General features: G+C 62.1%; 19 protein-coding genes and 1 pseudogene. 9 read left to right on the top strand and 11 right to left on the bottom strand.

Annotated features, from left to right (window positions below; translation table 11 throughout):
• The first annotated feature begins 39 nt into the window (after positions 1-39).
• Positions 40-444: a DUF4440 domain-containing protein gene (locus tag I6F35_RS05915; protein WP_225116717.1), complete on the top strand. Its 405-nt coding sequence runs from the start codon at positions 40-42 to the stop codon at positions 442-444.
• Between the two features lie 70 nt (positions 445-514).
• A complete protein-coding gene (locus I6F35_RS05910; protein WP_225116716.1) occupies positions 515-694 on the top strand; it encodes a hypothetical protein in 180 nt (59 codons plus the stop codon).
• Here the strand turns inward: I6F35_RS05910 and I6F35_RS05905 are convergent.
• Genes I6F35_RS05905 through I6F35_RS05885 form a run of 5 tightly spaced genes read right to left on the bottom strand, consistent with a single transcriptional unit; the run spans position 691 to position 5745 of the window.
• Positions 691-1716: an aromatic ring-hydroxylating dioxygenase subunit alpha gene (locus tag I6F35_RS05905; RefSeq protein ID WP_225116715.1), complete on the bottom strand. Its 1026-nt coding sequence runs from the start codon at positions 1714-1716 to the stop codon at positions 691-693. The two genes, I6F35_RS05910 and I6F35_RS05905, sit on opposite strands and share 4 nt — an antisense overlap.
• Positions 1717-1730: 14 nt before the next feature.
• Complete coding sequence (locus tag I6F35_RS05900) at positions 1731-3092, bottom strand: amidohydrolase family protein (protein ID WP_225116714.1); 1362 nt, start codon at positions 3090-3092, stop codon at positions 1731-1733.
• On the bottom strand, positions 3089-3889 hold the full coding sequence (locus tag I6F35_RS05895) for an ABC transporter permease (protein WP_225116713.1): 801 nt from the start codon (positions 3887-3889) through the stop codon (positions 3089-3091). The genes I6F35_RS05900 and I6F35_RS05895 overlap by 4 nt, the downstream gene beginning before the upstream one ends.
• Positions 3886-4740: an ABC transporter ATP-binding protein gene (locus tag I6F35_RS05890; protein WP_225116712.1), complete on the bottom strand. Its 855-nt coding sequence runs from the start codon at positions 4738-4740 to the stop codon at positions 3886-3888. Before I6F35_RS05890 ends, I6F35_RS05895 begins: the two co-directional genes overlap by 4 nt.
• A gap of 9 nt (positions 4741-4749) precedes the next feature.
• On the bottom strand, positions 4750-5745 hold the full coding sequence (locus tag I6F35_RS05885; RefSeq protein WP_225116711.1) for an ABC transporter substrate-binding protein: 996 nt from the start codon (positions 5743-5745) through the stop codon (positions 4750-4752).
• A gap of 214 nt (positions 5746-5959) precedes the next feature.
• Between I6F35_RS05885 and I6F35_RS05880 the strand changes: the two genes are divergently transcribed.
• Positions 5960-6355 (top strand): RidA family protein, encoded by a 396-nt coding sequence (locus I6F35_RS05880; protein ID WP_225116864.1) that lies wholly within the window; start codon positions 5960-5962, stop codon positions 6353-6355.
• Here I6F35_RS05880 and I6F35_RS05875 read toward each other — a convergent pair.
• Genes I6F35_RS05875 through I6F35_RS05855 form a run of 5 tightly spaced genes read right to left on the bottom strand, consistent with a single transcriptional unit; the run spans position 6352 to position 10388 of the window.
• A complete protein-coding gene (locus I6F35_RS05875) occupies positions 6352-6936 on the bottom strand; it encodes an NAD(P)H-dependent oxidoreductase (protein WP_225116710.1) in 585 nt (194 codons plus the stop codon). The genes I6F35_RS05880 and I6F35_RS05875 overlap by 4 nt on opposite strands.
• Position 6937: 1 nt before the next feature.
• Positions 6938-8293: an FAD-binding oxidoreductase gene (locus tag I6F35_RS05870; RefSeq protein ID WP_225116709.1), complete on the bottom strand. Its 1356-nt coding sequence runs from the start codon at positions 8291-8293 to the stop codon at positions 6938-6940.
• Positions 8290-9120 (bottom strand): cysteine hydrolase, encoded by an 831-nt coding sequence (locus tag I6F35_RS05865; RefSeq protein ID WP_225116708.1) that lies wholly within the window; start codon positions 9118-9120, stop codon positions 8290-8292. Before I6F35_RS05865 ends, I6F35_RS05870 begins: the two co-directional genes overlap by 4 nt.
• 6 nt (positions 9121-9126) lie before the next feature.
• A complete protein-coding gene (locus tag I6F35_RS05860) occupies positions 9127-9543 on the bottom strand; it encodes a cupin domain-containing protein (RefSeq protein ID WP_225116707.1) in 417 nt (138 codons plus the stop codon).
• A gap of 17 nt (positions 9544-9560) precedes the next feature.
• The gene (locus I6F35_RS05855) at positions 9561-10388 is read right to left on the bottom strand and encodes a creatininase family protein (protein WP_225116706.1); all 828 of its coding nucleotides are present in this window, start codon (positions 10386-10388) and stop codon (positions 9561-9563) included.
• A gap of 178 nt (positions 10389-10566) precedes the next feature.
• Between I6F35_RS05855 and I6F35_RS05850 the strand changes: the two genes are divergently transcribed.
• Entirely contained in the window at positions 10567-11475 is a 909-nt protein-coding gene (locus I6F35_RS05850; RefSeq protein ID WP_225116705.1) for a LysR family transcriptional regulator, read from the top strand.
• Between the two features lie 111 nt (positions 11476-11586).
• Here the strand turns inward: I6F35_RS05850 and I6F35_RS05845 are convergent, their stop codons facing one another.
• Positions 11587-12258: a GntR family transcriptional regulator gene (locus I6F35_RS05845; RefSeq protein WP_225116704.1), complete on the bottom strand. Its 672-nt coding sequence runs from the start codon at positions 12256-12258 to the stop codon at positions 11587-11589.
• 162 nt (positions 12259-12420) lie between these two features.
• Between I6F35_RS05845 and I6F35_RS05840 the strand changes: the two genes are divergently transcribed.
• From I6F35_RS05840 to I6F35_RS05825, 5 genes and pseudogenes are all read left to right on the top strand, one after another.
• Positions 12421-15825: a molybdopterin-dependent oxidoreductase gene (locus I6F35_RS05840; RefSeq protein ID WP_225116703.1), complete on the top strand. Its 3405-nt coding sequence runs from the start codon at positions 12421-12423 to the stop codon at positions 15823-15825.
• 43 nt (positions 15826-15868) lie between these two features.
• Positions 15869-17320 carry a TIGR00366 family protein gene (locus I6F35_RS05835; RefSeq protein ID WP_225116702.1) on the top strand — a complete coding sequence of 484 codons (1452 nt, stop codon included), beginning with the start codon at positions 15869-15871 and terminating at the stop codon, positions 17318-17320.
• A 107-nt stretch (positions 17321-17427) separates the two neighbouring features.
• Positions 17428-18000, top strand: coding sequence for a hypothetical protein (locus tag I6F35_RS40430; RefSeq protein ID WP_346283138.1), 573 nt, complete (start codon positions 17428-17430; stop codon positions 17998-18000).
• Positions 17883-18440, top strand: a complete 558-nt coding sequence (locus I6F35_RS39900; RefSeq protein WP_249792407.1) for a hypothetical protein — start codon at positions 17883-17885, stop codon at positions 18438-18440. Before I6F35_RS40430 ends, I6F35_RS39900 begins: the two co-directional genes overlap by 118 nt.
• Positions 18441-18528: 88 nt before the next feature.
• Positions 18529-18966, top strand: a pseudogene (locus I6F35_RS05825) (transposase); the annotation flags it as partial.
• Positions 18967-19933 lie beyond the last annotated feature (967 nt).

The following is a 19933-nucleotide window of genomic DNA, read 5'->3' as shown; positions in this document are numbered from 1 at the left end:
GAGAGAGAATCATCACACGTTCACCGATCCGGAGGTAACATGACCGCTTCCACCACATTCGCCGATAATGCTGCCCGCGAGATCGATGCGCTGCACCGCCTGCTACAGGCGTGGTTTCGTGCCGAGGGCAGCGATGATCCGGCAGCGATCCTTAACCGCTTCGATGAAGGCTTCAACATGGTGAACCCGGCGGGCAAGCTGGTCACCTATCAGCAGTTTGCCGACGGCCTCCCGGGCATGCGGGGCAGCCGGCCGACGCTGATCATGGAGATCGGCGAGGTGATGGTGCGCCATGTCAGCGACAAGGCTGCGCTCGTTACTTATCGCGAACGGCAGATTCAGGACACCGGCACCAACGATCGGGTCTCCACTGCGTTGCTGCTCAACCGCTCCGATCGGCCGACCCCAGTGTGGCGCCATCTGCAGGAGACCTGGATCGGCTGAGACATCCTCCGGAAAGACGGGCGTCGGCTTTCCGATCATGCCTGATGCAGCGATACGGAGCATGCGGACCATGACAACGAAAGCTGAGATGTGGAAGCTCTACGAGTTTTATGGCCATCGTGTGCAGGTCGTTCAGCAATGGCGCGACCCGTACGGCGTGTGGTTCGTGCGCATCGAAGGCATCGATGACGAGACCATGGCCGATGGCATGCGCGAGGTGGATTTCCTGAACCTTGCGCGCCCGCTTTAGGCCCATTCGGCCTTGGGCTGCTCCTCTTCACCATGCGCGCGAAAGAGTTCGAGCAGTCGCCTGCGCATGATCATGCCCGGCCGGTCCGACGGCATGTGCATTTCGATCTTCCGGCTCATGTCCACAATGGCGTCGGGATCCGTCGATTCCAGCATATCGCGATCCTCGGCGATGATCGCGGCATCCCAATCGATCAACTCCTGCGTCGAGCAGTCGGTCTCGGTATCATTGCGGAACAGGATCTGGACCACCTGTATCTGGCCATCGGAGATCGGCGTCGCGCAGTTGAAGATGATATGCCGGATGCCTGACGGATACTCCATGTCAAGCCGCCGGCAGAACGGCATGAACCATTTGTTGCGCTGGTGCCGCTTCGTGGTCGGATCGGTCGTGCCGCTGATGCGGCAGGCATTCGGCGGATTGCGGACGGTAATGATGGTCTCGGCGTCGAAGCCATCATCGGTCTCGACGATTTCATATTTCTCCGGCTTTGGCTGATTGATGTCGCCGAAAGTGCCCTTGTGCACAAAGGCAAAATGGGCGTTGTCGAAGGAATTCTCCATCAACCTCAGCGCCGCCGTATTCCATCTTTCGTAGAACTGATGGATGCGGCGATAGCCCGGACGGCCCTCCTCGGGAATGTCGGGAATGTCGCGCAACGGCTCATCCAGCGCGACCCAGACATAGCCGTATCGCGCCCGCGCCTGAAATGACCGCGCCCTCGCCTCAGGAACGGGCTGCTCGAACGGGAATTGCGGGATCATCACGAGCTTGCCGTCGCGATCATATTCCCAGCCATGATAACCGCAGACGATGTTGCCGTTGTTGCACCAGCCCTTCGACAATTTCGCTGTGCGGTGGCAGCAGCGGTCCTCCAGCGCCGCCGGCTGTCCCTCTGCGTCAAGGAACAGCACGATTGGTTCACCCAGCAGCGTGAATGGCTTGGGGCCGTCGTTCAGATGTTCGAGCGGCACGGTCGCATACCAGAAGCGGCGAAGGACCGGCTGTTTGGTGCTGAGCATGATCTTCTCCACTATCAGGCAGCCAGACGCTCGACAACGCGGATGGCATCGGACCTGAGTTTCGCAATATCGAGACCGGGGATGGCGCCGTCCTCGACCACGATCCGGCCGCCGACCAGGAGGTGGCGGACGTGGGCAGCGCCCGCACAGGTGACCGGCGCGATCAGCGGATCGTGCATCCCGAAGTGCCGCGGCTGGTTCAGGTCAAAGATGGCGATATCGGCCTGCTGTCCAGGCACGAGCGTCCCGATCTCGGGAAATCCGAGCACGCGCGCACCGCCGGCCGTCGCCCAGTGCACGACGTCCTCGGCCGTCACCGCATGCGCGCCCTTGACTGCGCGATGGGTGTGCCAGCAGCTATGCATCTCGCTGATCATATCGGCCGCCTCGTTGGATGCCGCGCCGTCGACCCCGAGCGACACCGCCCCGCCGAGCCGCGCCATGTGATCGGCGGGCGCAACGCCGGAGCCGAGACGACAGTTGGACTGCGGACAATGCGCCATGCCGGTGCCGGTGCTCACGAGCATCTCCACCTCGCCGGCATCGAGATGGACCAGATGTGCGAACCAGATATCGGGACCGAGCCAGTCGTGCTCCGCAAGCCATTCCACCGGTCGCTTGCCGTGAACCGACAGGCAGAAATCGACATAGTCCGATGTCTCGGAAAGATGGCTGTGCAAACGCAGCTTCATCCGCCGCGCCGCCGCGATCACCTCCTTCAACTCTCCGGGATCCAGCGACCAGGTCGGTGTGGTCGGGGCCAACGCCACCCGCGTCAGGCTCCGCGGCGATGGATCGTGGAAGCGTTGGGCGCACGCCTCGACCGACTTCAGCATGGAGTCCAGCGACTCGACCGGCATCGGCGGGAAGTCGTCCGCGTTCATGTGCCGGTCCTTGGTGGCGCCGCCGCGACAGAACACCAGGCGGATGCCGAGGCCGCGCGCAACCTCGAAAATCACATGCGCGGGATCGAACCTGAAAGTGTCACTGAAGAGATAATGATGGTCGGCGGCCGTCGTCGTTCCCGACAAGAGCAGTTCGGTAAGCGCGATCTTCGCTGCGACCGCCAGTGCCTCCTCGTCGATCTTCGACCAGAGCTTATAGGGCGCCGCGCGCAACCAGCCCGCAAGCGGAAGGTTGATGCCGGCGGTGACGCCCTTCATCACGCTCTGAAACATATGATGGTGGGTGGAGATCAGGCCGGGATAGATGACGCAGCCGCGCGCATCCAGCCTCTGCTCGTCCGGCTGCGGCTCAAGCGCGCCGATCTCGGCGATGACGCCGTCGCGGATCCGGATGGCACCGGTGGTGCGCATCTGGGCGCCCGGGAGGCCGGTGAAGATCCCGGTGGCGTTCTCGATCAGCATCGCGGTCATGTCTCAGTCCTTATTTCGCTTTCATGCCAGTTCGCTAGTGCGAGCCTGGATAGCACGCCCATCGCCGCAAACAGACAGACTCCCGTCAACGTGATCAGGAACAGCGCCGCAAACATGCGGGGAATATCCAGCGTGAACCCGGCATCCAGGATCTCATAGGCGAGCCCCGACGAACGGCCGCCGGTGCCGGCGACGAACTCGGCGACGACCGCGCCGATCAGCGCTAGCCCGCTGGAAATCCGCAAGCCGCCAAAGAAATAGGGCAAGGCGCCGGGGATGCGGAGCTTGATCAGCGTCTTGAGCCGGCTCGCGCGATTCATGCGGAAATAGTTCGCAAGGCCGGGATCGACACTGCGCAGGCCAAGCGTGGTGTTGGAGATGATCGGAAACAGCGCGACCAGCGTCGCGCAGATGGTCAACGAGAGCTGCGTGTTCTTCACGAGAATGATGATGAGCGGCGCGATCGCAACGACCGGCGTCACCTGCAGCAGCACCGCATAGGGAAACAGGCTGACCTCGATCGCACGGCTTTGGACGAACATGAACGCGATCAGCGTCCCGATGATCACGGCGGCGGCGAACGCCTGCAACGTCACCCGCAACGTCACGAGCAGCGCACGGAACAGCGATGGACCGTTGTGCACAAAGCTTGCGAAGATGTCGCTCGGCTTCGGAAACAGATAGACGGGAACGGATGCGAGCCGGAAGCCGACCTCCCACAATACGAACAACGTGATCCCCACCGCAAGCGGCGCAGCGATCCGCACGAAGGTTTCGGATTGCAGCAGCGGCTTCATGGAAGACCTCCCGATGCGGAAGGAAGCGATGCCTCTGCAAGCCAAGTCGACAGCTCCCGGCAATAGGCGGCGAATTTCGGGCTGTCGCGAAAGCCTTCGTCGCGCGGCTGCGGCTCGTCGATGGTCATGGTGCGGAAGATACGGCCGGGATTTGCCGCCATGACGATGATGCGCGTCGACAGGAATACGGCCTCGTAGATCGAGTGCGTCACGAATACCGTGGTCAACCTGCCGTCCCACCACAGTCGGATCAGGTCGGCGTCGAGCCTGTTGCGCGTGAACTCATCGAGCGCGCCAAACGGCTCGTCCATCAGCAGCAGATTGGGTTTTGTCACCAGCGCGCGGGCAATCGACACCCGCATCTTCATGCCGCCGGAGAGCTGTCGCGGGAAATGCCTGACAAAGGCCGACAGGCCCACGCGCTCGATCGCCTCGGCCACCAGCGGCGCCGCCTTGGCCTTGGCGAGGTTGGCAAGTTCGAGCGGGAGCCGCACATTCGCGTCGACCCGAGCCCATGGCATCAGCGTCGCCTCCTGGAACACGAAGGCGAACCGCCTTCCCTCCTGTCCGACTTGCGAGAAGTCTCCGCGCCACCACAAGAGCCTACCGTCCGACGGCTCGATCAGATTGGCGATCAGTTTGAGCAGCGTGCTCTTGCCGCAGCCGGATGGGCCGATCAGCGTCAGGAACTCGCCCTCAGCGATCGAAAGATCGATCGGCGCCAATCCCCGCGTTCCATTCGAGAAAACCTTCTCGGCCGACAGCACCTCCACCGCGGGCGGCCGTTCGCCGCCCGCAAGCATTCGCTGCCCGCTTTCATCGAGCGGCTCGCCCGGCACGAGAGCGTTCATCGACCGCTCCTACTGCACTCCAATCTTCAAGTCCTTGACGAAACGGTCGTCATAGGCCTTGTGCCAGTCCACCTTTGGATCGAGCAGGCCGCCTGCGACCAGGAAATCGTAGATCTGCTTGTAGCGCTCCGATGTGATGATGCCGATGCCGAGCTTGCCAGCATCACCGCCGTCGATCGCCTTGTTCTCCTTCAGCTTCTCGATCGCAAAGGCGATCTGCCCGTCGGTCATCTTCGGATTGTCAACCTTGATCAGCGCATTGGCGGGCTCGGGATTCTTCAGGTAGTCGCGCCAGCCTTCGAGCGAGGCTTTGACGAAACGCGCCACTACGTCCGGTTTCGCGGCAACCATCCTCTCGGTGGTGACGATGGTCGATCCGTAAGGCGGATAGCCGCCGTCCGCGAGCAGGAAGAATTTCACTTTCTCGTGCTGCTGCTCCGCCTGATAGGGCTCGGATGATGGATAGGCCTGCTGCGCCATGTTCTTGTCGGCGAAGAAGGGCTGCAGGTTGAACGTATAGGGACGGATCTGGTCGTCGGTGAAACCGTATTTGGCCTTGAGCCAGGGCCAGAAGGTGACGCGGGATGAACCTGCGATCAGGATCGGCCTGCCCTTCAGCGCCGCAATATCGGCGACATCGTCGTGGGTCATCAGCCCCTGCAGATCGAACTGGAAGGAGGACGCCACCGTGACCAGTGGAAGGTTCTGCTCCCGCCCCTTCAGCACTTGGATATCGTAACCCATCAGGAAGTCGGTCTCGCCGGCGAGCAAGAGTTGCGAGCCGTTGACCTGCGGGCCGCCCATCTTGATGGTCACGTCGAGGCCAGCCTTCTCGTACAGCCCGGTCGCCTTGGCTTCATAGAAGCCGCCGTGTTCGGCCTGTGCGAACCAGCTTGTCAGGAACGTGACTTTGTCGGCGGCAAAGCTCGATGCCGTCGAACTGAGCAGCGCACCCGCGCTCACAAGCGTGATTGCGATCGTTCGCGGCAGGAACTTCGTGGCCATTGCGGCTTCCCCGTTGCGGCGCTGCAAGCCGCCGTCATGATCCGGTCGTCATGTCGATGAGACAATCTCGTCTTCGATAGCAGGATGCACAGCCGGCCTGTCGCCTGAAAGCATTTTTATTCGAGCCATCCGTTGCCTTTGAGGCAACAATGTTTGTGCTGGAACGGGTCGGCATCCGGCGTTACCTTCAGCTTCACCAGCCATCGTAGGGATCATCTTGCGCGCGCTCGCTCCAGCTTCGATCAGGCCGCCCTTTGCGCGCTATAGCCACGGCATAGCGATTCCGGCCGGACATCGGCTCGTCGTGACCTCCGGTCAACTCGGCATTTCCTCCGATGAGACAATCCCCGCGGAGTGCGAGCAGCAGGCCGACCTCTGCTTCGCCAACATCGCAGCCATTCTCGCCGAAGATGGCATGACGCTCGCGAACGTCGTTCGGCTCAACGCCTATGTGACGGCGCGCGAGCACATGCAGGGCTATATGCGCTCGCGCGACCGGCATTTTCAGGGAGTACCGCCGGCTTCGACGCTGGTGATCGTGTCCGGATTCACCCGCCCGGAATTCTTCCTCGAGATCGAGGCCGTCGCGGCCGCAGTCGAGCCCGCCTAGAACTGCGCCATCGCCCGTCGTATCTTGGCAAGGAAACGGCCGCGCTGCACATCCGTCGCGACATTCATGTGATAGAGCGCATAGTAACGTACCGTGGCCCTTGAGCCCGTGAACCAGCGCAGATAGCGCTTGATGATCCGGCGCGGCGGGTCCGCCATGCCGATCGCCTGCCAGCGCGGGCGGCCATAGGTCGAGATGCCGGCGATCTGCCGGATGTGTATCAGCATCGGCTTGGCGTGCGACGGCTCGGACAGATCGAGCGCAATGCCCGGACCGAACATGCGGTCGAACCAGCCCTTCAACATCGCCGGGGGCCCGAACGACCAGGTCGGGAACTGCACGACCAATGCGTCCGCAGCCATGAGACGATCGGCATAGGCCTGGTTGTTGGCGCGATTGCGTGCGGGATCGTGATAATCGCGCCGGCGCTCCGCCGTCAGCACGGGATCGAAGCCCTCCGCATAGAGATCGAGCAGGTCCACCGTGTGCCCGGCCTCATCCAGCCCGGCCAGCGCTTCCTTCCGGATCGCGGCGTGAAAGGAGTCGCTGAGCGGATGGCAATAGACATACAGCACGCGCATGTCATGGTCTCGCCGGCACGAAGCTGCGCATCTTGCCGGGATTCAACAGGCCGTACGGATCGACCTCGTGCTTGAAGCCGAGCTGATCAGCATCGGCGCGCTTGTAGCGGCTGCCGTCCTCGACGGTGAAGACATGCGGATTGGCGATATGGACGCCGCGCGCTTCATGCAGGCGGATAATCTCGTTCAACCGGTCTGCATCGGTGTAGCGAACGACCGGCAATCCGCTGCAGGTCACGCGGCCGCCGAAACGGATGAACTCGAGATGCTGCAGCACCTCGTCGGGAAACAGCTCTCGCATCTCGACCACCTTTTCCATCAGCCGGTCGTGCGGATAGAGACATTGCAGATAGGTGACCGAACGATCGGTCTTCAGCACCTGCAGCGTGGTATGATTCCAGGTGTACTCATAAAGCGGAACCTTGCCGGGACCGTCGTCGGTCGGCGTTTCCAGCGTAATGATGCCGCGGTTGCCCAATAGCGACTTGAAGCTCTCGAGCGAAGGTTCGGCGATCATCGCGATCAGGATGCTCTTGCCGTCAGGGCAGAACGGCTTCAGCGAGCCGAAATAGGACGGCAGCGGCGCGGTGATCGGCGACAACAGCTTCTTGACGACGCCGTCCGCCAACGCAATGTCATAGCCAAAGGCCGCGGCCTCCACGAAATCGTCGAACACGACGACGACATCGATCCAGGGCCATGCCGGCGCCAACGGCATTTCGAGCTCGGTGATGATGCCAGTGGTACCATAGGCGCGATTGACCTTCTGCGCCGCGTCGCCACGCAATTCGATGACACGAGGCTCTTCTTCGACCGTCACCACGCGCGCGGCCAGGATGTTTCCGGGCTCGCGCAGACCGCCATAATTGACCGAACCAATGCCGCCCGATCCGCCCGCGACAAAGCCACCGATCGTCGCGGTCCGCTTGGTGGACGGATGCATCCGCAACTCCCAGCCCTTCGCCTGAAGCTCGGCATCGATCGTGTTGAGCTTCGCGCCGACGCCGACCCGCATCAGGCCGGGCTTGATCCACCGGATGCCATCCAGCCCCATGACGTCGAGCAGCACGCCACCGCGCAGCGGCACCGCCTGGCCGTAATTGCCGGTGCCACCGGCACGCACCGTGATCGGCACGCGATGCCGCGCACAGACGGCGGCGACCCGGATGACGTCGGCTTCGTTCCGCGGCGAGACGACGAGATCGGCGGACTTGTCGTTCAACAGCTCGTTCAGCACCGGGCTGTACCAGAAAAAATCGCGCGAACGCCGCCGCACGATCTTGGGATCGGTCACGATCGGGATGTCGCCGAGATCGTCGACGAGCCGCGCCAGATGGCTGGACGAGAGATCGATCATGGCATGTCCACGGTTGCTTGCCGCACGCCGTCGTCCAACCCGGCAACGATTGCCTGGGAGTTCATGACGAAACCAAAGCATTGGCGCACATTATAGAGGGTCGCCGCGAGGCAGTAATCCGGCGAGGTCGTCGCGGCGCAGTCCTGCAACAACAGACAATCGTAACCACGGAAATTGGCGTCCTGCAGCGTGCACAGCACGCACTGGTCGATATTGACGCCGGCGAACATCAGCGTGGTGACGCCAAGATTGCGCAGAATGCTGTCGAGCTCTGTGTCCTGGAAGCCGGACATCCGGTATTTTGCAACCTGAATGTCGGACGGATCGAACTTCAGTTCATCGACGATCGCCGCCGACCAGCTTCCGCGCTCGAGAACCCTAGCGCCCGAACCGGGCAGCGCATCACCGAGACCCACGCCGTTGCCGTTGGGGTTATAGACGTGCAGCAACGCAGGGCTGAGATTGAGCCTGTCGGGCCGATTGCCCCAGTTGACCCAGATCACGGGCACATCGCGGCTTCGCAGCACCGGAAGCAATCTCTGCAGTGGGGCAATGGGCTGGCGCGCCGGCGCGATATCCACACCGATATGCGCGAGCCAGCCATCCGGATGGCAGAAGTCGTTCTGCATGTCGATCACAATGATCGCGGTGCGCGCCAGATCGATGGTGATCAGCTTGCTGTCGGCCTGTACTGTGATCGGGTCCGGCCGGATAGGCGCGCGCACAAGGTCGGCGCGGCTTTCGGAGACCCGCCAACGGTTGCGCCCGCTCGACCCGAGGGGCTGCAGTTTATCGTCCTCGCTCGCGCAGCACGGCGTCAAATCCATGAACTATTATCCCCGCAGGATGCGGATATCGTCGGCGTCGAGCTCGACAGGTTCACCGCTGCGGATCAGTTCGGCAAAGCCTTCATTCGGCGTCATCACGGTGAGCGTGTAAAGCTTGCCCGCCCCGGTGTTCTCGATCACATGTTCGGAACCGGGGTGCAGCAACAGCGAATCGCCTTTCTTGATCGGCAGCGCCTTGCCGTCGCAATGCGCGACGCCATCGCCGTGCAGGACGTGGAAGAATTCGTGGGCGCGACTGTGCTCGTTCGGCGGCGTCGCTCCGCCGACCTTGAATATCTCGATGACGAAGATGTTGTCGATTTGATCGGTTACCTGATCGAACAGCATCACGAAATAATTGGTGTCCTTCGGCGAAATTCGGAACGCCTTCGCCCGCGCAAGGTCCGCTACGCTGAATGCCATCGACAGGGCTCCCTGGTTCAACTGGGCCGTGACCCGTCGAACGCCGTAAATGTCGCGATGCGCGACAGCGGATAGCGGCTGATCTCTTCGACAAGCTTGACCAGCCGTAGCGCCGTCCGCTCGACGGCCATCCTGCGCAACTCGGCCGTGGCCTTGGTCGCGTCGCCGCAGGCACCCTTTGGATGCAGGTCCTGCGCCTGCCAGCCGAACCTGGCGCCGCCTTCCGGACGCAGCATCTCCGACTCGCGTTCGATCTCGACCGACAGCGGAACGAAGTTCTCGGCATTGCCCATTTCGACGAGGTCGGGATGCAGGTGCAGCATCACGCTGGTCTCGCTCTGACCGCCATGAATGCCATGCCGATTTTCCTCGCGCGGGAACAGGGCATCCATGTCGATCAGCCGTGGCCACATTACGCTGACGGCGAACATGCCGAGCTTGACGCGCAGGTCGCGGCAGACGATCTCGAGCAGCTGCGGCTGACCGCCATGCGAGTTCAGGAACAGGATCTTGCGCACGCCGGCGCGATGGACGCACTCGCCAAGTTCATACCAGACGCGCCCGAGTGTTTCGTGCGACAATGTCAGCGTGCCAGGAAATGCCAGATGCTCGTCGGACTTGCCGACCGGCATCATTGGCAACACCAGCGCCATCAAGTCTGGCGGCATCAGGTCGACTGCCCGGGCCACGATGCCCGCATTGATGGCTGCGTCGACCCTAACCGGCAGATGCGGCCCGTGCTGCTCGACGGCACCCACGGGCAGGATCGCGACCATGCTCTCCGCGTCGAGCCCGGCGAAGTCCTTCGTGCTCAGATCCCACCACCAACGCGACTTCAGCACCATTCTTTCGTTCGACTCCAACAACCGGCTGCGCCGACCTGCGAGTCTGGCGCGGATTGCCTGCTATTCAGGCTTGCGATTGTGCACGCGCCACGATCACTTGAAAGCGCTTTAATTCGGCAAGTCCGTTGCCTTTTGGGCAACGCAACGTCATCCGCGCCGAAGACAAGACCCGGGTAGAATGGAAATGCTTCACGGCCGGTTGTTGAACTATATCGACGAGGTTGCGCGGACGGGCTCGATCCGCAAGGCCGCCAACCATCTCAACGTCGCTGCTTCCGCGATCAGCCGCCAGATCCTGGCGCTGGAGACGCAATTGGGAACCCCAATTTTTCAGCGGCTGCCCAAGAAGCTGGTCCTGACCGCCGCGGGCGAAGTCCTGATCGGCCACGTCAGGCAGACGCTGAAAGAACTGACCCGCGCACAAACCAAGATTGAGGAGCTCAAGGGGCTGCGGCGCGGCGAGATCACCATCGCGATGATGAGTGGGCTTGCCTCCAACCTGGTCCCGGGAACGGTAAAGGCGTTCCGGATCGCCAATCCCAGGGTCAAGCTCAATCTGACGCTGTTCAACACGGGCGAGGAGATCCAGTTCGCTGTCACCAACGGCGAAGCCGATCTCGGCATCGGGTTCGACTTTACCAAGGACGGCAATCTGAAGGTCATTGCGCGCGCCGGCGCCAAGCTCGGTGCTGTCATGGCGCCAGACCATCCGCTTGCGAAGCGAACCAGTATCAGGCTCGGTGACTGCATCGACTATCCGCTTGTCGTCGCCGACGATACAAGCGCCATCAGGCCTTACCTGAACACCGCGTTTACGCGCGTCTCACTCGAGCTGCAGCCGATCATCGAGACCAATGCCATCGAGATCATGAGACACTCCGCCATCGTCGATAACGGCATCACCTTTCTCACGCCATTCGATATCGAGTTCGAGCGGCGCGCCGGCCGTCTCGTCTACGTACCGGTCCGCGAACTGTCGCACGAATCCCAGACCCTGATGCTGATCGGCCATGAACGAGGCACCAGCGCGATCGCAAGCGTGCTGGCGGAAATGCTCAAGACGATGATGCACGAAGCCAGCGGATAGAGGCCCTGCTCCGCGGGCTCGGCGGTCTACCGCAGCAATCTTCCACATGGAAGAGCAGCCCGGCTTTCGCAGACACCCTCGGGCGTGTTGTGGATCGTGGAGCAGCTGCAACTAGCGCCCACGACCGCGATTGGCGACAAGCGGCTCGCGAGCGATCGCCACCTGCGACAACGCCTCAACAAAGATCGGCTCCCAGGCCCTGATATGGTGCCTGAGAAGATTTGTCAGAGCCTCCTCGTTGCCGGCGATCGCAAGCTCAATGATCTGATAGTGCTCTGCGGTTGACTCATTTTGGCGGGCGAGACCTGCACGCGACTTGATGCCGTAAAGTCGCATTTGATCACGCAGTCCCATTACCATCTCAGTGAGACGTGCATTATCTGCCGCCGCCGTCAGCAGCTGATGAAAGCATCGATCGGATTCGAGATAGAGCCTGATGTCCTCCGTTCTCACCGCGCGCGCGATGTCGTCGGCGAAACGGGAAAGCTCATCGAGATTCTTCTTCGGCTTGCGCGCAACGATGGCCGCCGCGTGGAGTTCCAGGATCTCGCGGAGATCGAACAGGTTGCGAAGCTCCGTCAAGGTTGGCTCGACCACCTTGAAGCCCCGATTGCGCATGGGTTCGATCAGTCCGCTGCGCGTCAATTCCAGCAGCGCCTCCCGCACGGGTGTCGTCGACACGCCGAGGCTCGCGGCAAGGGTCGGTACGGAGTACATCGTCCCCGGCATGCTTTGACCGGAAATGATCTCCGCGCGCACCTGCTGCAGCACCTGCTCCCGCAAATTCTGTTCCATCCCTCCCCCCTTCGTCGGTTCCAGAACCCTCCGGTTTAGCAGCGCAGCACAATAAATGCGCTTGACGGAGGATATGCCCACAGATCATGCTGTGTAAAGCTTTATAGTAACGCGCTACATTAACTTCTCTGTGACACGGTCTCTTTCACGATGGCTGAGCGCATTCCCGGCTATTGTACGCTCTGCCGATCGCGATGCGGCTCGACCATGGTCGTCGAGAACGGCCGGCTGATCAGTGTCGAGAGCCTGCATGGGCATCCGACCGGCGGCGCGCTATGTGCGAAGGGCCGCGCCGCACCAGAGATGGTGCATAGTCCGCGCCGCCTGACCAAACCGCTTCGCCGAACCGCGCCGCGACAAGCTGCCGATCCGGGCTGGACTGAAATTTCCTGGGACGAGGCTCTGGACGAGATCGCCCAAAAGCTCGGCGACATTCGCAAGACATCCGGCGCTGAAGCCGTGGCCTTCGCCGTCACCACGCCCAGCGGCACGCCGATGGTCGACAGCTTCGAATGGGTCGAGCGCTTCATCAGGTGCTTCGGCAGTCCAAATCTGATCTACGCGGTCGAAGTCTGCGGCTGGCACAAGGACTATGCCCATGCCCTCACTTTCGGCCGCGGCATCGGATTTCCGGACTATGAGCACGCCGACGCCATCGTCCTGTGGGGGCACAATCCTGCCCGCACGTGGCTCGCCCAGGCAACGCGCATCGCCGACGCGCGGCGACGCGGGGCGCGTGTCGCTGTGGTCGATCCCAAGCCGAATGGATCAGGACAGCAAGCGGATATCTGGCTGCGCATCCGCCCCGGCGCGGACGGAGCCCTGGCCATGGGGGCGATCCGGCATCTCATCGCGACAAGGTCCTTCGATGAGGATTTCGTCACGCGATGGACCAACGGGCCTTTCCTGGTTGACACCGACACGGGCCGCTTCGTCCGCGCAAGCGATCTCTGGGCAGATCAACCAGCGGACGCTTTCGTCGCGCTGGACCAGTCCGGAGCGGCGCAGGCCCACGACGCCCGCTTTGCGACTCTCGATCCCGCGTACTGCAGACTGGATGGCCGGACGACGCTTGTTACGCGTGACAACCGCACAATCCGCGCGGCCACGGCCTTCTGCCTGCTGGCGGCTGAGACGAGCCGCTACACGATCTCTCACGTCGCCGACGTGACCTGGCTCGATGAGAGCAAGATCGCCGCCTTCTACAGTCTGTTCGAGAACAGTCCACGGCTCGCCTACCACTCATGGACCGGTGTCGGCCAGCACACCAATGCGACGATGACCGAGCGAGCCATCGCGACGCTTTACGCGCTGACCGGCGCCTGCGACCGGTCGGGCGGCAATGTCTGGCCGGTGCCGCCGCCGACGCGCACCGTCAACGACTATGCCTTGTTGTCGCCGGAACAGAGGGCCAAGGCGCTCGGTATCGACGAATTGCCGCTCGGGCCGCCGAGCCGGGGATGGATCACGGCACGGGATTTCAGTCGCGCCGTCCTCACCGGTGAGCCTTACCGGGTCCAGGCGCTGATGAGCTTCGGTACGAACCTCGTGGTGTCGCAGGGCCATTCCTCGCGGAATCGCGAGGCAATGCGTGCGCTCGACTTCCACGTCCACGTCGACATGTTCATGAACCCGACGGCCGAGAATGCGGACATCGTCCTACCCGCCAACATGCCGTGGGAGCGGGACGCGCTGAAAATCGGTTTCGAGATCACGCAGGAAGCCGTCGAGACGATACAGTTCCGTCCACGGATGCTGCCACCGCTCGGCGAGTCCAAGGCGGACTATGAGATCACCGCCGAACTCGCCGCCAGATTGGGCCTGGGCAACGAATTCTTCGGCGGCGACATCCACGCCGGCTGGAATTATCAGCTCGCACCGCTTGGCGTGACGGTCGACGAACTGCGCCGGCATCCTGACGGCCTGCGTTTCCCTCAGCGCTTTCGTCATGAGAAATATGCGGTCCGGCAGGACGGCGCCACGATAGCGGGCTTTGCCACCCCCACCCGCCGCGTCGAGATCTATTCGGAATTGATGCTCGAGCACGACTACCCGCCGCTGCCTGGCCATAGCGAGCCTGCCGAAAGCCCGCTTGCAGACACCGTCGACAACCGTTTTCCGCTGGTGCTCACGACGGCCAAGAGCGGCTGGTTCGTACATAGCTCGCATCGTCACATCGCCTCGCTTCGCAGGAAGACGCCAGATCCGGCGATCGAAATCAACGGAAGGCTCGCAGCGCAGCGCGGCCTGGAGGACGGCGACTGGGCAATTGTCGAGACGTCCACGGGGAAAGTCAGATTGCGCGTACGCCTGAACGACTCTCTCGACGATCGCATCGCCATCGCCGAGTTCGGCTGGTGGGAAGATTGCCCGCCGTTGGGCCGCGACGCGATCCGCCCCGCCGGATTTCCGACGTCGAACATGAACGATGCCTTGAGCGATGCAGCGCGCGATCCGGTCAGCGGCTCGGTACCACTGCGTGCGACACGTTGCGAAATTCGCAAGGACGAAATCGCGAGCCGTGGTCGCTGGGTCGGCCGGCGGGCGTTTTCAGTCGCCGCCATTCGCAACGAGTCCGACGATGTCGTCGCCCTCGAGCTCGCGCCGCGCGATGGCCGCGCGCTTCCTGCGTTCCGCCCAGGACAACATATCATGCTGAGCGTGCCGGGCATCGATGCTAGCCGCGCCTATTCGCTGACCGGCCACGACGGGCAGGAGGTCCTGTCGATCGCAGTCAAGAAGCGGCGCTCCGGCGATCTCGATCCCAACCAAGATCCGGTTCATCTGTCGGACCGCGTCCATCAGCTCGGCGTCGGCGATGAAGTGCAGATAGAGGCGCCGAGAGGCATCTTCACACCGCCGCTTTGGGGCCGCCGCCCTCTAATATTTCTTGCGTCGGGAATTGGCATTACTCCCTTCATGGGGCACCTTGAAGCGCTGGCGAGACGCGAACCGACCGAACGCGTCACCAAGGTGCTTCTGCTCTACGGATGCCGCAATGGCGGCGAGCATCCTTTTGCCCCGCGCTTGCGGGAGCTCACGGACCTGCTGCCGGAGCTCGATCTCGTCAAGGCATTTTCTGCGCCGCGCGCGCAAGACCGCTGTCCCGAGGATTACGATTATGCGGGCCGGCTTGACTTGTCGGTGATCGATCCGCTGCTGCCGCAAAGACCTCTGGCCTATCTTTGCGGCTCGCCGGACTTCACGACATCAATGACTGCACGACTGGTCGAGCGGGGCATGCCGCATTTCGACATCTTTACGGAAGCCTTTGCGTCTCCGCCGACCGTGCCGCAGACGGCGAAGCCGCAGATTGTCCACGTCGCCGGCACAGGCAAGAGCTTTACCTGGTCGCCTGAGCTCGGAACCCTGCTCGATGCGGCCCAGGCGGCAGGCCTGTCTCTTCCCAGCGGCTGCCGCGTCGGCCAGTGCGAGAGCTGTGCCATGCGTATCACCGAAGGCAACGTCGCATGGCTCGGTGGTGACGACAGCTCAACAGACCGATGCCTGACCTGTCAGACCGTTCCTCTCTCGGAGCTCACGCTCGCGCTCTGATCGACAGGGCGAAAGTATTTCCAACTCGATAACGGGGGCCACAATGACCGACGCCACGCACAAGAATGTCTTTCCGGACAAAATGCCGACGCAAGCCAACCTGCTTGCAAGATTTTCGCAGCACATGGTCAACTTCGCCGAGCGTTGGTTTCCCGACGCTTATGTGTTCGTGCTGATTGCCGTGGTCGTCATCGCGCTCGGCACCATCGTTCACGGCAGTTCACCGCTCGCGGTCAGCCGCGCCTTTGGCGACGGTTTCTGGAACCTGATTCCGTTCACGATGCAAATGGCGCTCGTCGCGATCGGCGGCTATGTGGTCGCGATGTCGCCGCCGGTTGCGGCAGTGCTGCGGCGGCTGGCCGGCGTGCCTTCGACCGCGCGTGGCGCGGTGGTCTTCGTCGGCGTGCTCAGTATCGTCCTGTCGCTGCTGAACTGGGGACTCAGCCTGATTTTCTCCGGCCTTCTGGTGCGCGAGATCGCGCGGCGCAAGGACATAAAGCTGGATTATCGTGCGGCCGGTGCGGCTGGTTACCTGGGCCTGGGCTGCGGCTTCACGCTGGGCATCACATCGTCGGCCGCCCAGCTTCAGGCCAATGCGGCGAGCATTCCGAGCTCGCTGCTGCCGATCACCGGCGTCATCGGTTTCTCCGAGACGATCCTGACATGGCAGAATCTGGTCACCACGCTGGTCGTCACCGCGTTATCCGCGGCGATCTGCTACCTGACCGCGCCAGATCCGATGCAGGTGAAGACCGCCGCCGATCTTGGCGTGTCGCTTGACGATGACCGCATCGAGCCGAAGAAACCGGCACGACCCGGCGACTTCCTCGAGTTCAGTCCTGTCCTGACCATCCTGATCGTCGTGCTGGCGTTGGGCTGGCTCTGGCAGACCTTTCAATCCGGCAATCCGCTGATCACCCTGTCGGGCCTGAACACCTATAATTTCGTGTTTCTTGTGCTCGGCATTCTTCTGCACTGGCGGCCGCGCAGCCTGCTCGAGGCTTTCTCCAAAGCCATGCCAAGCGTGTCGGGCGTGCTGCTGCAATTTCCTTTCTACGCCGGAATCGCCCAGATGCTGACCAAGGTGCCGAATAGCAAGGGCGTAACGCTGTCAGACACCATAGCGCACTGGTTCGTGGACGCCTCCGCCAACTCGACCGTCTTCTCGTTCCTGGTCGGAATCTATTCCGCGGTGCTTGGCTTCTTCATCCCGTCCGGCGGCAAGTGGATCATCGAGGCGCCTTACATCATGAAGGCCGCCAACGAAATCGGCGCCCATCTGGGCTGGACCGTCATGGTCTACAACATCGCAGAGACCCTGCCGAACTTCATCAACCCATTCTGGATGCTGCCCCTGCTCGGCATACTTGGGTTGAAGTCAAAGGACTTGATCGGCTACACTTCGGTGCAATTCTTCGTGCACTTCCCGATCGTCATGATCCTGGCTGCGATACTGATGACGACGTTTACTTATCACGCGCCCGTTCATCCGTAGCGGATCGCCAAGCCCGAACACCGACCGGGGGATGTCGGCGCTACATCGTCTGACATCCCCGTTCAAATTCTCACGATGCAGCGCGTTCGTTTTGCATCAGGCAGCGAATGCACGCGCGTGCCCGTACTCGAACTCTTAAGTATAGGAAGCCTGTGGCCGAACACAGACAATTGCTGACGATCGGCGCTGATGAGGCGACACGTCGTCTTCCAATGGACGGTCTAATCCGCCACTTGCGCGCATTTTTCCTCAGGGGTTGCGAAACTCCGCAGCGACATCATCACAGAATTCCAGTTCCGGGCGAACCGGATGCGACACTGCTGCTCATGCCCTCATGGCAGCAGAAATCCGATAATGATAGCTTGCTTGGAATCAAGATGGTTGCGGTGTTCCCGGGCAACGCTGCCCGGAAGATGCCAGCACTCACGTCCGTCTATCAGCTGTTCGATAGCGGCACCGGTGCGCAGCTCGCGACGATCGCCGGCGACGTCCTCACCGCCCGACGAACGGCGCGACGTCGTCGCTCGCGGCCTCCTATCTGGCGCACCAAGACGCCAGCAACCTGCTCATTCTGGGATCCGGACGCATCGCCAGTCTTTTGCCGGAAGCTTATCGCGCCATCCGTGATATTCGCCGGATCAGCGTCTGGAATGTCAACGCCGACAGCGCTTCGAGAATGATCGATCGTCTTCGCAAGGACGGGCACGATGCCGTTGGTGTCTCCGATCTCGAACAAGCCGTCAGGAACGCCGACATCATCTCGTCGGCAACCCTGGCAACGGCACCTTTGATCAAGGGGGAATGGCTTCAACCTGGCGTCCACGTCGATCTGATCGGCTCTTTTACGCCGACCATGCGCGAAGCCGATGATGAGGCCGTCGCGCGTTCGGCCGTGTTCGTGGACACTTACGATGCCCTGGATGAGGCGGGGGACCTCGTCCATCCGATCAATGCCGGGATCTTGTCACGAGAGGGCGTGAAAGGATCGCTCGCTGAACTCTGCAATGGAGCCGTCCACGGTCGCCAGTCCCGTGATGACATCACCATGTTCAAGGCGGTGGGCACAGCGCTGGCGGACCTCGCCGCTGCGAGTTTGATCTATAAAGGCTGGCGTGGGTAAAAGGTAATCGACGTGACGTGGGACGGGCGTCGTGCGAGACCACCCTCGGGACGGCTCACGGAGCTTCTGATGGAGTGCCAACCCAGGACTGGCCTATCCGTCGCACTACACCCACCGCGTTGCCATCGCCAACAGCCGCCTGATCGCCTGCGACGCGCAGCGCGTTACCTTTACGTGGAAGGACTACCGCATCGAGGGCCGTGATCGCTACAAGCAGATGACGCTCGCCACCTTCGAGTTCATCCGCCGCTTCCTCATACACGTGCTGCTAAAAGGCTTACACCGCATCCGCCACTACGGCCTGCTCGCCAAAGGCGCCTGCGGCGACAACATCGCCCACGCCCGGGAGCTGCTCGCCGCTGCAAACTCCCAGGGGGAGCCAACCAGAGCTGCCGTCGATGCCAGCAAGCCGAGTTGTCCATGCTGCGGCGGTCACATGATCATCATCGAGGTGTTCGAGCGCGGTTGTACGCCACGGCAGCGGCCGACAGCTCCAACGACCCGCATCAGGATCGACACCTCGTGACCGCGTCACACTCCCGCAAATCTGCTCGTCACGCTCGCTGGCGCTCGACCGGCCACGGTAGAGTGCGCCCACATATCCGCCCATCGCCGCAAATCGTCCGACAATTTTTAGAACTCGACGCACTCGCCGCTCATTCGTCAGACGCTTCACCGTCGAACAACTCCTTACATCGGCTCGATCCAAATCAGCCTGCTCGCCCGTGGCGCTCAAATCCCCATAGTGCCTGCCGCACGCCTTACCTCCCTCATGCGCGGTTTCCTCCCTTGGAGGCTTTCGGACGCCGGCCGCCGAATACGCGGCGCAGCCTCTCAAGCGCCGGCATCCGAAACCCTTCAAAAAGCAGCCATCCCACAATCGATCATTGCGCGAAGACCTCTCCTCAGCCCTTCCCACGAGCGTGCTAAATCGCAAGCGATCGTAGGCGGGCGTAGAAAATCGCAGGAATAAGTAGCGGGGGTCCGCTACATCGCGGGACCCACTATTTCGGAAGCCCTGTTTTCCTACCGGAGGGCAGCCTAGCTAAAGCGCAACGTGGAGCCTTGGTAGCTCGTCAAAAGCCGCCGTTCGTACGCAATCCATCGCCAGCTCAAAAATGATCCTCGAGTAGGTTCAATTCCTGGGCTCGCAACACCCGATCTCGACATGCGCTATGACACGACGTTCTTACACATGTCTTTGGATGCCTATCAACGCCCAAGAGTGCGGCGACGTTCGGCAATTATTTGCCGGGCTTCCTCCGCCGTTAGCCTGCCCCGTGGGCAGGGGCCGGCGGGCCACTTCTGTGAGCAACGCTGCCGGGGGCACCCCTGCCGGGTTTTCGAGGCAAGCTCGCTAAGGTACCTCAGGATCGCGCCATCGAGGTCCAGGCCCTTCGCTGATCTTCCTTAGGGCGATGTTGCTGATCAGCGCGCGCTTGCTAGCGCCTCGCGAACGAGGTCCTCCTTTGACCCGAAATGCAGAGAGAAGC

This window comes from Bradyrhizobium sp. BRP22 (assembly GCF_020194175.1).
Classification (GTDB): Bacteria; Pseudomonadota; Alphaproteobacteria; order Rhizobiales; family Xanthobacteraceae; genus Bradyrhizobium.
This window is presented reverse-complemented; position numbering and strand designations above follow the sequence as displayed.